The sequence below is a fragment of the Amycolatopsis acidicola genome (assembly GCF_007713735.2).
In the GTDB taxonomy this organism is placed as follows: Bacteria; Actinomycetota; Actinomycetes; order Mycobacteriales; family Pseudonocardiaceae; genus Amycolatopsis_E; species Amycolatopsis_E acidicola.
Map to the genome: position 1 here is coordinate 1 of NZ_VMNW02000153.1, position 12,486 is coordinate 12,486.

The 12,486-nt window shown below is 69.3% G+C and carries 12 protein-coding genes; 5 read left to right on the plus strand and 7 right to left on the minus strand.

Annotated features, from left to right (window positions below):
• Positions 1 to 459: 459 nt before the first annotated feature.
• Positions 460 to 828: an STAS domain-containing protein gene (locus FPZ12_RS43990; RefSeq protein WP_243770343.1), complete on the minus strand. Its 369-nt coding sequence runs from the start codon at positions 826 to 828 to the stop codon at positions 460 to 462.
• A gap of 180 nt (positions 829 to 1,008) precedes the next feature.
• Complete coding sequence (locus FPZ12_RS45900; protein WP_144760019.1) at positions 1,009 to 1,377, minus strand: ATP-binding protein; 369 nt, start codon at positions 1,375 to 1,377, stop codon at positions 1,009 to 1,011.
• Positions 1,378 to 1,623: 246 nt separating this feature from the next.
• On the opposite strand from FPZ12_RS45900, the gene ctaD reads away from it, so the two are divergent.
• From ctaD to FPZ12_RS44010, 3 genes are read left to right on the plus strand one after another with little or no spacing between them, the layout of a single operon-like run.
• Positions 1,624 to 3,384 (plus strand): aa3-type cytochrome oxidase subunit I, encoded by a 1,761-nt coding sequence (gene ctaD, locus FPZ12_RS44000; RefSeq protein ID WP_144760022.1) that lies wholly within the window; start codon positions 1,624 to 1,626, stop codon positions 3,382 to 3,384.
• 48 nt (positions 3,385 to 3,432) lie between these two features.
• Entirely contained in the window at positions 3,433 to 3,852 is a 420-nt protein-coding gene (locus FPZ12_RS44005; protein WP_144760025.1) for a phage holin family protein, read from the plus strand.
• Positions 3,839 to 4,051 carry a DUF3618 domain-containing protein gene (locus FPZ12_RS44010; protein WP_144760028.1) on the plus strand — a complete coding sequence of 71 codons (213 nt, stop codon included), beginning with the start codon at positions 3,839 to 3,841 and terminating at the stop codon, positions 4,049 to 4,051. The genes FPZ12_RS44005 and FPZ12_RS44010 overlap by 14 nt, the downstream gene beginning before the upstream one ends.
• A 21-nt stretch (positions 4,052 to 4,072) precedes the next feature.
• On the opposite strand, the gene ispG is transcribed toward FPZ12_RS44010, so the two are convergent.
• From ispG to FPZ12_RS44035, 5 genes are read right to left on the minus strand one after another with little or no spacing between them, the layout of a single operon-like run.
• Positions 4,073 to 5,173, minus strand: coding sequence for a flavodoxin-dependent (E)-4-hydroxy-3-methylbut-2-enyl-diphosphate synthase (gene ispG, locus FPZ12_RS44015; RefSeq protein WP_144760031.1), 1,101 nt, complete (start codon positions 5,171 to 5,173; stop codon positions 4,073 to 4,075).
• Positions 5,170 to 6,438 carry a 4-hydroxy-3-methylbut-2-enyl diphosphate reductase gene (locus FPZ12_RS44020; RefSeq protein WP_144760034.1) on the minus strand — a complete coding sequence of 423 codons (1,269 nt, stop codon included), beginning with the start codon at positions 6,436 to 6,438 and terminating at the stop codon, positions 5,170 to 5,172. Before FPZ12_RS44020 ends, ispG begins: the two co-directional genes overlap by 4 nt.
• 43 nt (positions 6,439 to 6,481) lie before the next feature.
• On the minus strand, positions 6,482 to 7,486 hold the full coding sequence (locus tag FPZ12_RS44025) for a polyprenyl synthetase family protein (RefSeq protein ID WP_144760037.1): 1,005 nt from the start codon (positions 7,484 to 7,486) through the stop codon (positions 6,482 to 6,484).
• Positions 7,483 to 8,871, minus strand: a complete 1,389-nt coding sequence (locus tag FPZ12_RS44030) for a family 2B encapsulin nanocompartment shell protein (RefSeq protein WP_424923708.1) — start codon at positions 8,869 to 8,871, stop codon at positions 7,483 to 7,485. The genes FPZ12_RS44025 and FPZ12_RS44030 overlap by 4 nt, the downstream gene beginning before the upstream one ends.
• Positions 8,872 to 8,895: 24 nt before the next feature.
• Positions 8,896 to 10,305: a family 2B encapsulin nanocompartment shell protein gene (locus FPZ12_RS44035; protein WP_208026230.1), complete on the minus strand. Its 1,410-nt coding sequence runs from the start codon at positions 10,303 to 10,305 to the stop codon at positions 8,896 to 8,898.
• Between the two features lie 618 nt (positions 10,306 to 10,923).
• On the opposite strand from FPZ12_RS44035, the gene FPZ12_RS44040 reads away from it, so the two are divergent.
• Together FPZ12_RS44040 and FPZ12_RS44045 are read left to right on the plus strand one after the other, a co-directional pair.
• The gene (locus tag FPZ12_RS44040) at positions 10,924 to 11,688 is read left to right on the plus strand and encodes a bestrophin-like domain (protein ID WP_144760045.1); all 765 of its coding nucleotides are present in this window, start codon (positions 10,924 to 10,926) and stop codon (positions 11,686 to 11,688) included.
• A 137-nt stretch (positions 11,689 to 11,825) separates the two neighbouring features.
• Positions 11,826 to 12,486 (plus strand): DUF6923 family protein (locus FPZ12_RS44045; protein WP_424923707.1); only part of this gene is annotated, 661 nt, incomplete at its 3' end.

Below are 12,486 nucleotides of genomic sequence, written 5' to 3' on the forward strand. Positions count from 1 at the left end.
CGCTGGGGGTGGCGCGGGCGGTTGGCGGCTGGGTGCCCCGCCGCTGAGGTGATCGGGGCGCCCGCAGGTGAGTTCGCCGCTCCCGCGCGCATGTTGGCCGCTCCCGTCGGTGCGTTGGCCGCCCCGGGCGGTGAGTTGGCCACCGGCGCGGGCCAACACCGGACGCGAGTGGCAGGTGGGCCGGGCAAGTGCGGACACGCGAGCGAGAGGGAGGTGCGACTCGCTGGCGGGAGGCGAACTCGCGAGCGTGTGCGGCCAACTCGCCAACGTGGGCGGCCAACTTCCCGACCCGGGTGGCCAACTTGCGAACGTGTGCGGCCAACTTGCGAGCGTGTGCGGCCAACACGCCAACGCGGGCGGCCAACACGCGAGCCTGGGTGGCCAACGCGCGAACGTGGGTGGCCAACACGCCAACGCGGGCGGCCACCATGCTGGTGGCCGCTGCCGCGGCGGCGGAACTCAGGCCGGCTGGTGGGCGGCGCTCAGGGATTCGACCGCGGCGGCCACCGTGGGTTGCAGCGGCAGCCGGGCGGCGAGGCCGGTGGCGAGCAGTGGCCGGGCGACCGGGCGCGGGTTGCCGACCAGCGCCCACCCCACGTGCTCCCGCTCGGCGCGTTCGGCCAGCTCCAGCAGCACTTCCAGGCCCGCGGAGCCGACGAACGTCACCGCGTCCAGGTCGAGCACGAACGGGGCCCCCGCCGCGAGCCGCCCCAGGTTTTCGCGCAGGGCGGGGGCACCGAGCGCGTCCAGCTCACCCGAAACACGAGCCAGCCGGACTCCGCCGGGAAATTCCGCTATTTCGATTCGGACGTCGCTGAGTGTCTGCACGGCGCTTTTCCGATCTCCTCGGGCCTGCGGCTGCCGAAGCACGCCGCCGGCCTGCGAAACTCACTCTCCCCGCGCGGCTGCCGGCTCAACCGCCCAGATCTGAAGGTACGGACGCGATCGCGTCGTTGGCAAGGAAAAAGCGGGTTAATCCACTGCTACGCCAAGTAATGTGTGAATTATTTACGCGACCAGTTCCGCCCAGACTTTCTTGCCCCCGCCGTCGGTCCGTTCGCACCCCCACGACCTGGCCATCCGCTGCACGATGCGCAGCCCGTACCCGCCGTCGCTGTCCGCCGCGCGCACCCTGGCCTCGCGCGGGTCGTCGTCCGACACGGACACGGTCAGTACGCGGCCGAGCAGTTCCAGGCGCAGTAACGCCGGGGAACCCGTGTGCTGCAAGGTGTTCTCCACCAGCTCGCTGACGACGGTGGTCACGTCCGCGCGCAGTTCCCCCAGCTGCCAGTCCGCGCAGACACCGCCGGCGAAGCGGCGTGCGCGATGCGCCGACCCGGGCTCCCTGGCCAGGGCGATCTCGGCACGGCTACCCATCAGGTCACTCCTCGAATCGTCGTGACAAACATTCAGGTACCCGGCCCGGAAACGCGGAAACACGCGGATCGCGTCCTCTGTGGACAGAGGCGGACAGAGCGGCGCGTCGCTCGTTTTGGTGACACCCCCGGTCACGGTCCGCATTCGCCGGGGACAAAAGCGCGGTGAGGGGTTGATTCACTTTTCGCCGCGGAGGACAGTGGGTACGCCGGGTCGGCACTGTGCGCGACGAAGGCGAGGGATGAGATGACGGAGCTTCGGGCCCGGCCGATTGTCCTGGGCGACCAGTACGGATTACCCGCGCGGCACCGCCGCGGGCAGACCCTGCTGCGCCTGATGCGCACCACCGACCACAAGGTCATCGGCTGGATGTACCTGCTGACGTCGCTGGGCTTCTTCGTCATCGGCGGGGCGCTGGCGCTGCTCATGCGCGGTGAGCTCGCCCGGCCCGGGCTGCAGTTCCTCTCGCAGGAGCAGTACAACCAGCTGTTCACGATGCACGGCACGATCATGCTGCTGCTCTACGCCACGCCCAACGTGTTCGCCTTCGCCAACCTCGTGCTGCCGCTGCAGATCGGGTCCCCGGACGTCGCCTTCCCGCGGCTCAACGCGTTCTCCTACTGGCTCTTCCTCTTCGGCGGGCTGATCGTGCTCTCGTCCTTCGCGACGCCCGGCGGCGCCGCGGACTTCGGCTGGACGGCGTACGCCCCGCTGTCGGAGGCGATGCACTCGCCGGGGATCGGCGGGAACCTCTGGATCACCGGGCTCGCGGTCTCCGGTCTCGGCACGATCCTGGGCGGCGTGAACATGGTGACGACCATCGTCTGCCTGCGCTGTCCCGGGATGACGATGTGGCGGATGCCGATCTTCACCTGGAACATCCTGTTCACCTCGATCCTGGTGCTGGCCGTCTTCCCGATCCTGACCGCGGCGCTGATGGGGCTGCTCGCGGACCGGGTGATCGGGGCGCACGTGTTCGACCCCGCGAACGGGGGCGCCATCCTGTGGCAGCACCTGTTCTGGTTCTTCGGCCATCCCGAGGTCTACATCATCGCGCTGCCTTATTTCGGCATCATCACCGAAGTGGTGCCGGTGTTCGCGCGGAAACCGTTGTTCGGGTACCGGCTGATGGTGTTCGCGACGATCGGCATCACCGCGCTTTCGTTCGCGGTGTGGGCGCACCACATGTTCGCCACCGGCGCGGTGCTGCTGCCGTTCTTCTCGTTCATGACCTTCCTGATCGCGGTGCCGACCGGGATCAAGTTCTTCAACTGGATCGGCACGATGTGGAAGGGCACCATCAGCTTCGAAACCCCGATGCTGTGGGCGGTCGGGTTCATGGTGACGTTCCTGCTCGGCGGGCTGACCGGGGTCATCCTCGCGTCGCCCCCGCTGGACTTCCACATCACCGACAGCTATTTCGTGGTGGCGCATTTCCATTACGTGCTGTTCGGCACCATCGTGTTCGCCACGTTCTCCGGGGTCTACTTCTGGTTCCCCAAGATGATCGGCAGGATGCTCGACGAGTCGCTCGGGAAACTGCATTTCTGGACCACGTTCATCGGGTTTCACATGACCTTCCTCGTCCAGCACTGGCTCGGTGACGAAGGGATGCCGCGGCGTTACGCCGACTATCTGCCCAGTGACGGGTTCACCTTGCTCAACACCATTTCCACGATCGGCGCGTTCATCCTCGGCGCCTCGATGCTGCCGTTCATCTACAACGTGGTGAAGAGCTACCGCTTCGGGGAAAAGGTCGCGGTGGACGATCCGTGGGGCTTCGGGAACTCCCTGGAATGGGCCACCACCTGCCCGCCGCCGAGGCACAATTTCCTCGAACTGCCGCGCGTGCGCTCGGAGCGCCCGGCGTTCGAACTGCACTACCCGCATCTCGTGGAATCGTTGCGGGAACAGGGACACATCACGCTGACCGGGAAACCGGTCCCGCACGAAGCGGCCATGGCGACGCCTTCGGAGCGGGCCTCGGGCGACACCGGCCACGATTAGCCTCGCGGACCCCCGGGTAGCCGACGCTCGGACTGCCTTGGAGGGACGATGACTGAACAGGGATCCACCGCGGTCGAGGACCGGTCGATCGCGCAACTGGTGCAGGACATGTCCGAGCAGACGCGCCGGCTGGTGCGGGACGAGGTCCAGCTGGCCGCGGCGGAGCTCAAGGACAAGGGCAAGAACGCCGGGGTCGGCGCCGGGCTCGCCGGTGCCGCGGGCGTGGTGGCGCTGTTCGGCGCGCTGGCTTTCGTCGCCGCCGCGATCCTCGCGCTCGCGCTGGTCGTGCCCGGCTGGGCCGCGGCGCTGATCGTCGGCGGCGCGCTCATGCTCGTGGCGGGAACGGCCGCGCTGATCGGCAGGAACAAGATCCGCCGCGCGGTGCCGCCGGTGCCCGAGGAGGCCGCTGCCGGGGTGGCCGAGGATGTGCGGGCCGTGCGTGAAGGGAGCCGGCATGCCAGGACGTGAGACTTTCCCGCGCGACGCCGAAGAAGCGCGGCTCGACGTGGAACTGACCCGGGAGGAACTCGGGGAGACCGTGGAAGCGCTGGCGGACAAGGCACGCCAGACGGCGCACACCGGCCAGCGCGCGGCGCTGACCGCGGGAGCGGTGATCAGCGCCGGGATTCTGCTGGTGGTCCTGATCAAGAAGATGAGCCACCGCTGAGGAGGCGGCAGGGCGCGGGCCTCATTCCGGCGGCCAGCGTCGCAGGGCCTCCTCCAGCAGGGTCTCCACGATCTGGCTCTCCGGAACCGTGCGGACCACTTCGCCTTTCACGAAGATCTGGCCCTTCCCGTTCCCCGATGACACCCCGAGATCCGCTTCGCGCGCTTCGCCGGGCCCGTTGACGACGCAGCCCATGACCGCGACGCGCAACGGGACCGGGAAGCCCTCGAAGGCCGCTGTCACGCGCTCGGCGAGTCGGTAGACGTCCACCTGTGCCCGGCCGCACGACGGGCACGAGACGATCTCCAGCCTGCGCGGGCGCAGCCCCAGCGATTCGAGGATCTGCGCGCCGACCTTCACCTCCTCCACCGGGGGCGCGGACAGCGACACCCGGATCGTGTCCCCGATCCCCTCGGCGAGCAGGACCCCGAACGCCACCGAAGATTTGACGGTGCCCTGGAACCGCGGCCCCGCCTCGGTGACGCCCAGATGCAACGGATACTCGCACCGCCGCGCCAGCAGGCGGTAGGCGTCGATCATCACCAGCGGGTCGTGGTGTTTCACCGAGATCTTCAGGTCGGTGAACCCGTGCTCCTCGAACAGCGAGCACTCCCACAGCGCCGATTCGACGAGCGCCTCGGGCGTGGCCTTGCCGTGTTTTTCGAGCAGGCGCTTGTCCAGCGAACCGGCGTTGACGCCGATCCGGATCGGCACGCGTGCGTCGCCCGCCGCCCTGGCTATCTCGGCCACCTTGTCGTCGAACTTCCTGATATTGCCCGGATTCACCCGCACCGCGGCGCAGCCGGCGTCGATCGCCGCGAAGACGTACCGCGGCTGGAAGTGGATGTCCGCGATCACCGGGATGGCCGATTTCTTCGCGATCTCCGGCAATGCCTCGGCGTCGTCCGAAGACGGCACCGCCACGCGGACGATCTCGCAGCCCGCCGCGGTCAGTTCGGCGATCTGTTGCAGGGTCGCGTTCACGTCGGCGGTGACCGTGGTGGTCATCGACTGGACCGACACCGGCGCGTCCCCGCCCACGGGCACCGAGCCGACCTGAACCTGCCGGGATTTCCTGCGGCGCACCGGGATTTCCGGCATGCCGAGCGCCACCGCCGTCATGCGCGCACCGTCGCGGGCAGCGTGAAGTGGATGGTTTCGCGGGTGGTCTCACGCTCCTCCACGGTGACCGGGCCGAGCCCGCCGAGCGCCGTGATCACGGCGTCCACCAGCCTCGGCGGGGCGGACGCGCCCGCCGTCAGGCCGACCACCCCGGCGCCGGCCAGCCACTCGGGCCGGATGTCGTGCGCGTCGTCGACCAGATGCGCCGCGGTGCCTTCGCGGCGGGCGAGTTCGACCAGCCGCACCGAGTTCGAGGAGTTCCGCGAGCCGACCACGAGCACCACGTCGGACTCGGCCGCGATCGCCTTCAGCGAGTCCTGCCTGTTCGTCGTGGCGTAACAGATGTCATCGGACGCCGGGCCGCGGAGGGCGGGGAAACGTTGCCGCAGCACCTCGATCACTTCGCTCGTTTCGTCCACGCTCAGCGTGGTCTGGGTCAGGTAGGAAACGCGGTGCGGGTCGGGTACCCGCACCGTCCGGGCCTCCTCGGCCGACTGCACCAGGACCGTCCGCCGCGGGGCTTCGCCGAGAGTGCCCTCGACCTCCTCGTGCCCGGCGTGCCCGATCAGGATCACGGTGTCGCCACGGGAGGCGAAGCGCCGGGCCTCGGTGTGCACCTTCGCGACCAGTGGGCAGGTCGCGTCAACCACGTCCAGCCGCCGCCGTTCCGCCTCCGCGCGCACGGCGGGGGAGACCCCGTGCGCGGAGAACACCACCTTCGAACCCGGCGGCACCTGGCGCAGTTCGTCCACGAACACCGCGCCGCGGGCTTCGAGCTTGCCGACGACATGCACGTTGTGCACGATCTGCTTGCGCACGTAGACCGGGCCGCCGTGCTTGTCCAGCAAGCGTTCCACGATCTCGATCGCCCGTTCCACCCCGGCGCAGAAGGAGCGGGGCGCCGCCAGCAGCACCGTGCGTGCCGTGCCGGTGGCCGCCAGGCACGCGGCCATCGCGGCGCAAACCCGCTCGGTCAGCTCGGGGGAGGGGTCGCCGGTGACGGCCGCGCCGAGGCCGGTGGCGTGATCGCCGTTGCGGAAGACCGCGCGCAGCGCTACGGCTCCCCGATCGGCTTCGGCGTGCAAGGGGCCGCGTGCCGCGGGCACGCCACGCCGTCGCAGCTCGCCTTCCAGCAGCACTCCGGCGGGGCAGGGCACGGCGGGCCTGTCCGGCCACAGCAGGTCTTCGGCCACCAGGACGGCGCCGGGGTCGGGGCGGCCCCGGTTGTTCGCGGCGAGAATGCTCTGGGCTGCGGTGAAGGACATGAACGCTCCTTGTACTGCTTTTCGCGGCGCCGGGACGCGGACGTCAGCGGTCACGGCGGGCGACCAATCGGGCGAGCGCGGTGAGTTCGGCTTCGGCACGCGGCCGGGGAACAGCGGCGTGGAGCCGGGAAAGCGCTTTCTCCAGGAGCTGGTCCGCCTGCTCCTGCGCCCACCGGCGGCCTCCGGCGCCCTCCACGAGCTCGGCGGCGCGCGCCAGCTCGGGGCTCGTCAGGTCGTCCGGCTTTCCGTACAGCTGCGCGAGTTGCCTGCCTTCGCGGGTGCCCGAGCGCAGCGCGGCCACCACCGGCAGGGACTTCTTGCGGTTGCGCAGGTCCGAGTACACCGGTTTCCCGGTGACGGCCTGCTCACCCCAGATGCCGAGCAGATCGTCGACGAACTGGAACGCGAGGCCGATCTCCTCGCCGAACGAGCGCAGCTGCCGGATCTGCTCTCGGCCGCCACCGCCCGCCACGGCGCCCATCGCGCACGAAGCGCCCAGCAACGCGGCCGTCTTGCCCTTGGCCATGTCGCGGCACTCCGCCACGTCGACGTCGTCCCGGTCCTCGAACCGCAGGTCCGCGCACTGGCCTTCGATGAGGTCCGCGACCGCGATCATCAGGATCCGCAGCTGCGCGGGCCGTTCGGCGAGCAACTCGGCGGCCAGCGCGAGCAACGCGTCCCCCGCGAGGATCGCGGTGCCCACGCCGAACACCTTCCAGACCGTGGCGCGGTGCCGCCTCGTCGCGTCGCCGTCCACCACGTCGTCGTGCAGCAAGGAGAAGTTGTGCACCAGCTCCACGGTGACCGCGGCGGGCAGCGCCGGCTCCGGGGCGGAACCGACCGCTTCGGCGGACAGCAGCGCCATCGCCGGGCGCAGCACCTTGCCGCTGCCGCCGCCGTCGGTCCAGCCGAAATGGTGGTACGTAGGCGGTTTCACCGACTCGGACAGCCGCGCCGTCGCCGAGCGCAGTTCGGGTTCGACGAGATCCCGGGACCAGGACAGGATTTCCGGCGCCGTGCGCGCCGGGGTCGCGACGTCCACGCTCACCGCCCCAGCTCGACGTTCTCCAGGATGCCCAGCGCATCGGGCACCAGCACGGCCACCGAGTAGTACGAAGAGACCAGGTACTTGAGCATCGCCTTCTCGTCGATCTCCATGAACCGCGCGTTGAGGCTCGGCTCGATCTCGTCCGGGATCCCGCTCTGGCGCAAGCCGATCACGCCCTGGCGCTCCTCGCCGACCCGCATCGCGAGGATCGACGTGGCGTTGCCTTCGGTGATCGGGATCTTGTCGCAGGGCAGGAGTGGGGTCCCGCGCCAGCCGAGCACCGGTTTCCCTTCCACCTCAACACTTTGCGGGGTGATCCCGCGGCTCGTGCACTCCCGCCCGAACGCCGCGATGGCGCGCGGGTGGGCCAGGAAGAACTTGGTGCTCTTCCGGCGGCACAGCAGTTCGTCCAGATCGTCCGGGGTCGGCGGCCCGCTCCTGGTCTGGATGCGCTGGCCGAGCTCGGCATTGTGCAGCAGGCCGAAATCCGGGTTGTTCAGCAGATCCGACTCCTGCCGCTCCCGCAAGGCTTCCACGGTGAGCCGCAGCTGTTGTTCGGTCTGGTTCATCGGCTGGTTGTACAGATCCGCGACGCGGGAATGCACCCGCAGCACCGTCTGGGCGACGCCGAGCTCGTACTCGCGCGGCTCGAGCTCGTAGTCCACAAAGGACGTGGGCAGCTCCGGTTCGCCGGAATGCCCGGACGCCAGCGCGATGTCCGCCTCGCCCTTCCTGTTCTGTCTCGGGACCGTCCCCCGCCGCAGCTGCTCGACGTGCGCCCGCAGAGCGTCCGAAGTGGACAGCAGCTGGGCGAGGTCGGCCCGGCGCAGCACCAGCGCCGTGATCCTCGTAACGGCGCGGACCGTGAAAGGCCAGTCCTGTGGGGACTCGGCCAGCACCTGCTGACCGGCGTAGTCCCCGTCGGCGAGCACGCCGAGCGAGGTCACGTCCCCGTAGGCCCCCCGGCCCTCCTTGACGGCTTTCCCTTCCGCCAGCAGGAAAACCTCTTCGGTCGGCTGCCCGGCCTCGGCGAGCGCCTCGCCGGGCGCGTACTCGCGTTGCGCGAGCCGCCCGGCGAGCGCGCCCAGCACCTCCGGGTCGTCGAACCCCCGCAGGAGCGAGAGCTCGGCCAGGCTCGCCGGCACGACCCGGACCTCACTGCCGGTGCGGTAGAACGCCGCGCGGCCCGCGCCGGTGGTGTGGCTGAGCCTGCGGTTCACGCGGTAGGTGCCCGCGGTGGCTTCCACCCACGGCAGCTGCCGCAGCAGCCAGCGCGGGCTGATGCCCTGCATGTGCGGAACCGTCTTGGTGGTGGTGGCGAGGTTCCGCGCCGCGCCGGTGCTCAGGCTCAGCCGGGTCCGGGTTTCCAGTGTCACGGTCACGATGCGCTCCGCCCTGTCGCCGGGTCCTTACCGGCCTACCTCGACGTTTTCCAGTACTGCCAAGGCATCCGGCACGAGGACCGCCGCCGAGAAGTACACCGACACGAGGTAGGAGATGATCGCCTTTTCGTTGACGCCCATGAAGCGCACGGAAAGGCCCGGCTCGAACTCGTCCGGGATGCCGGTCTGGTGCAGCCCGACCACGCCCTGGTTCTCCTCGCCCGTGCGCATCAGCAGGATCGAGCTGGTGGCGGTGTCGCTGACGCCGATCTTGTTGCAGGGCAGGATCGGCACCCCGCGCCACGACGGCACCTGGTGGCCCTGGTAGTCGATTCCCGCCGGGTACACGCCGCGGGCGTTGCATTCGCGGCCGAAGGCGGCGATCGTGCGCGGGTGCGCGAGGAAGACGTCCGGGTCCTTCCACACCGAGGACAGCAGATCGTCCAGGTCGTCCGGCGTCGGCGGGCCGGAGCGGGTGTGCAGCCGCTGCGAGAAGTCGGCGTTGTGCAGCAGGCCGAACTCCTTGTTGTTGACCAGTTCGTGCTCTTGCCGCTCCCGCAAGGCTTCCACGGTGAGCCGCAGCTGTTGTTCGGTCTGGTTCATCGGCTGGTTGTACAGATCCGCGACGCGGGAATGCACCCGCAGCACCGTCTGCGCCACGCTCAGCTCGTACTCGCGCGGGCTGAGCTCGTAGTCGACGAACGTGCTCGGGATGTCGGGCTCGCCCGCGTGCCCGGACGACAGGTCGATCTCGGCTTCACCGTGTTCGTTGCGCGGCGAGAGCAGCCCGTCCTGGAACTTCCGCACCTGCTCCCGTAGCGCCTCGGACTGGTTGTACACCTCGTCGAAGGCGTTCTGCTGCAGGACGAGCACGGTGCACGGGGTGAGTGCCTTGACCGTGTACTCCCACAGATCCTCCGGGTCGGCGAGCGTCTTGTCGCCGAAGTGGTCCCCGTTCGCGAGGACGCCGAGCGTGGTCTGCTGGCCGTACTGGCCGGGCCCGATCTTCTCGACCTTGCCGTTGGCGATCAGGTACGCCTGGTCCGAGGTGTGTCCGAACTCGACGATCACGTCGCCGGTCTCGTAGCTGCGCTGCTCGAACCGGCCGGCGAGCGCGGTGAGCACATCGGTGTCGTCGAAACCGCGCAACAGCGGCAATTCGCACAGTTCGGCGGGGATCACGCGCACGTCGTCCCCGGTGCTGACGAACGTGACCCGGCCGTCGCCGATGGTGTAGGAGAGCCGGCGGTTGACCCGGTACGCGCCGCCCGAAGCCTGCACCCAGGGCAGCGCCCGGAGCAGCCAGCGGGACGAGATCGCCTGCATCTGCGGCACGGACTTGGTCGTGGTGGCCAGGTTCCGCGCCGCCGCGGTGCTCAGGCTCAGCTGCGGGGCACCGTTGTCCACGCCTGGCTCAGCGGATTCGGTCACAGTCACGGCAAATACCACCAATCCTTGCAAATAAAGGGATTCCGCGAATTCGTGAAGGCCCGATTTCCTGGGGGCGAAAATGACATTAGCACCGGGCGAGTGGAGCCGTACAGTCACACGACCGTGCCGGTGAAAAGGGGGCCGCCGGAATTCGGCCGACATTCGAGTGATGCGCACCAGGGGTGACGGACGGTCGGTAGAGTCGCTTTCCGGTCCGTCACCCGGCTCGCCCAGCCGGCCTTGCGCCACGGGGTGACGGGCCGGGCGGCTCGGCTACGGGAACGGGTGCGGCTGCTCCGAACGGTTCCAACCCGTCCCGTATCCTGGGACATCCGATGGCCCGTTTTGGCTAATCGAGCGTCTTTTCGTTGTGCCCCAGTGCCTTTCGCGGATCTTCCGGTGAATCGATGACGGCGGGTGAGCGGGCCCGCCCCGGATGGCCCAAGGCGGCACCGGTCCGGGAATGAAAAGGACCATTCCGGTCGCGGGGCAGCCTCGCTAATTAGGCCGCACCGGTGAGTGGCCCGAATTCCACCCCCGCCGTCGCGTGAAAGCGCTTCCCCGATCTTGTGACGTTGTCGCCGCCGCGATTAGCGTGCTGACACCCCCATCGGAAGGAGCTCGATGAGCGTGTACCTGGCCGGACTCGGATGGGTGGTCGGCGCGATGGTCGCCGGCGCCCTCATCGCCTTCCTCGTCCGCAAGTACGGGCTCGACGAGGGGCGGATGGACAACAACGACGCCGCCGGCCAGGCGTTCACGATCGTCGGCGGGCTGCACGCGGTCGTGGTCGCGTTCGTGCTGATCTCGCTGTTCGACGCCGCCGACACGGCCAGGGACAACGCGTACGAGGAAGCGCAGGCCGTGGTGGCCGTGGCGTGGGACGCCGACTCGCTGCCCGAGCCCGCGAAAACCGACGTGCCCGTGCTGGCCAGGCAATACGCCGACACCGTGGTGCGCCAGGAATGGCCGCGGCTGCAGGACGGCGGGCCGATGCCCGACGGGGGCTGGTCGCTGGTGCAGCGGATGCGGGAGTCGCTCGACGCCACCGACCTGCCCGACGACGACTGGCTGGTCAACCGCAAGACCGACGCGGGCGAACAGCTCGTGAAGATCTACGAGCAGCGCCAAGCCCGGCTGAACTCGGTGCGGGACAACCACATCGGCGCCGTGGTGTGGTTCGTGCTCATCGCCGGCAGTGTGATCTTCGTGTTGCTGCCCAACCTGTTCGGCGGTACCAAACAGCTCACGCACATCATCATCGTGTCCACCCTGGCCGCCACCACGACCCTGCTGCTGTTCGCGATCTTCCAGCTGCAGAACCCGTTCGCCGGCGGGTCGAAACTCGGCCCGGACGCGTTCGAGCAGGCCATCACCCGGCTGAGCTGATGCGCGGGACGCGGGCGGCACGGTTGTGCACGGTGGTTCTGCTGACGACGTTGACCACGCTCGCGCCGAGCGCTTCGGCTGCGGGGGCCAGATGCGTCGCCTTGCAGGTAAGGAGTTTCTCGACCCAATCGTCTATTGTGGACAGAACTGAGTATCCGGAGGTCGCGAGCACGAAACTCGGCAGGATCCCCTACCAGCTCAACGCACTCGGCTACGCGCGCGGCCAGGATCTGGCGTACGGGATGTCCTCGGCCGGGCACGTGGTGAGCCTCGACAGGCGTGGCACGGCCAAGGACCTCGGCCCCTTGCACGGCTCGGTGCGAAGCGATTTCTCGTCGGCGACGGCCGGTGCCGTCTCCGGAAACCTTTGGTACGTCAAGGCTGGCCGCGTTCTGTACATAGTGGACATCGACCCGTCCGGTGATTTTCTCGGCGTGCGCCAGGCGATCACGCTCGGGCCGCTCGCGGCGCGCGTGGACGACTTCGACTTCGATCCCGCCGGCGGGCTGCTCTACGGCGTGGCGTCGGTGGCCTTCGACGGCGGCGTGGTCGTGACGATCGACCCGCGCAGCGGCGTCGTGCGGCGGCTGTCGTGGCCCGCGCTGCCGTTCAGTCCTGCATACGGCGCCGTGGTTCGTTCCCCGGACGGCGCGCTTTACGTGACGGCGAACCAGAACCGCGGCCGGAGCCGGGTGTACCGGGCGACGAGCACGTCGGTGACCGAGCTGGCCGCCGGCCTGCCCGCCACGAACACGGACGCCGCCGGATGCCTCGGCGCGCTTCCCCTTCCCCCGGCGC

Coding starts and splice junctions, on each gene's coding strand:
- FPZ12_RS44040 (WP_144760045.1), top strand. CDS start 10,924: ATGAGCGTGTACCTGGCCGGACTCGGATGGGTGGTCGGCGCGATGGTC.
- FPZ12_RS44005 (WP_144760025.1), top strand. CDS start 3,433: ATGACTGAACAGGGATCCACCGCGGTCGAGGACCGGTCGATCGCGCAA.
- FPZ12_RS44010 (WP_144760028.1), top strand. CDS start 3,839: ATGCCAGGACGTGAGACTTTCCCGCGCGACGCCGAAGAAGCGCGGCTC.
- ctaD (WP_144760022.1), top strand. CDS start 1,624: ATGACGGAGCTTCGGGCCCGGCCGATTGTCCTGGGCGACCAGTACGGA.
- FPZ12_RS44020 (WP_144760034.1), bottom strand. CDS start 6,438: ATGTCCTTCACCGCAGCCCAGAGCATTCTCGCCGCGAACAACCGGGGC.
- FPZ12_RS45900 (WP_144760019.1), bottom strand. CDS start 1,377: ATGGGTAGCCGTGCCGAGATCGCCCTGGCCAGGGAGCCCGGGTCGGCG.
- ispG (WP_144760031.1), bottom strand. CDS start 5,173: ATGACGGCGGTGGCGCTCGGCATGCCGGAAATCCCGGTGCGCCGCAGG.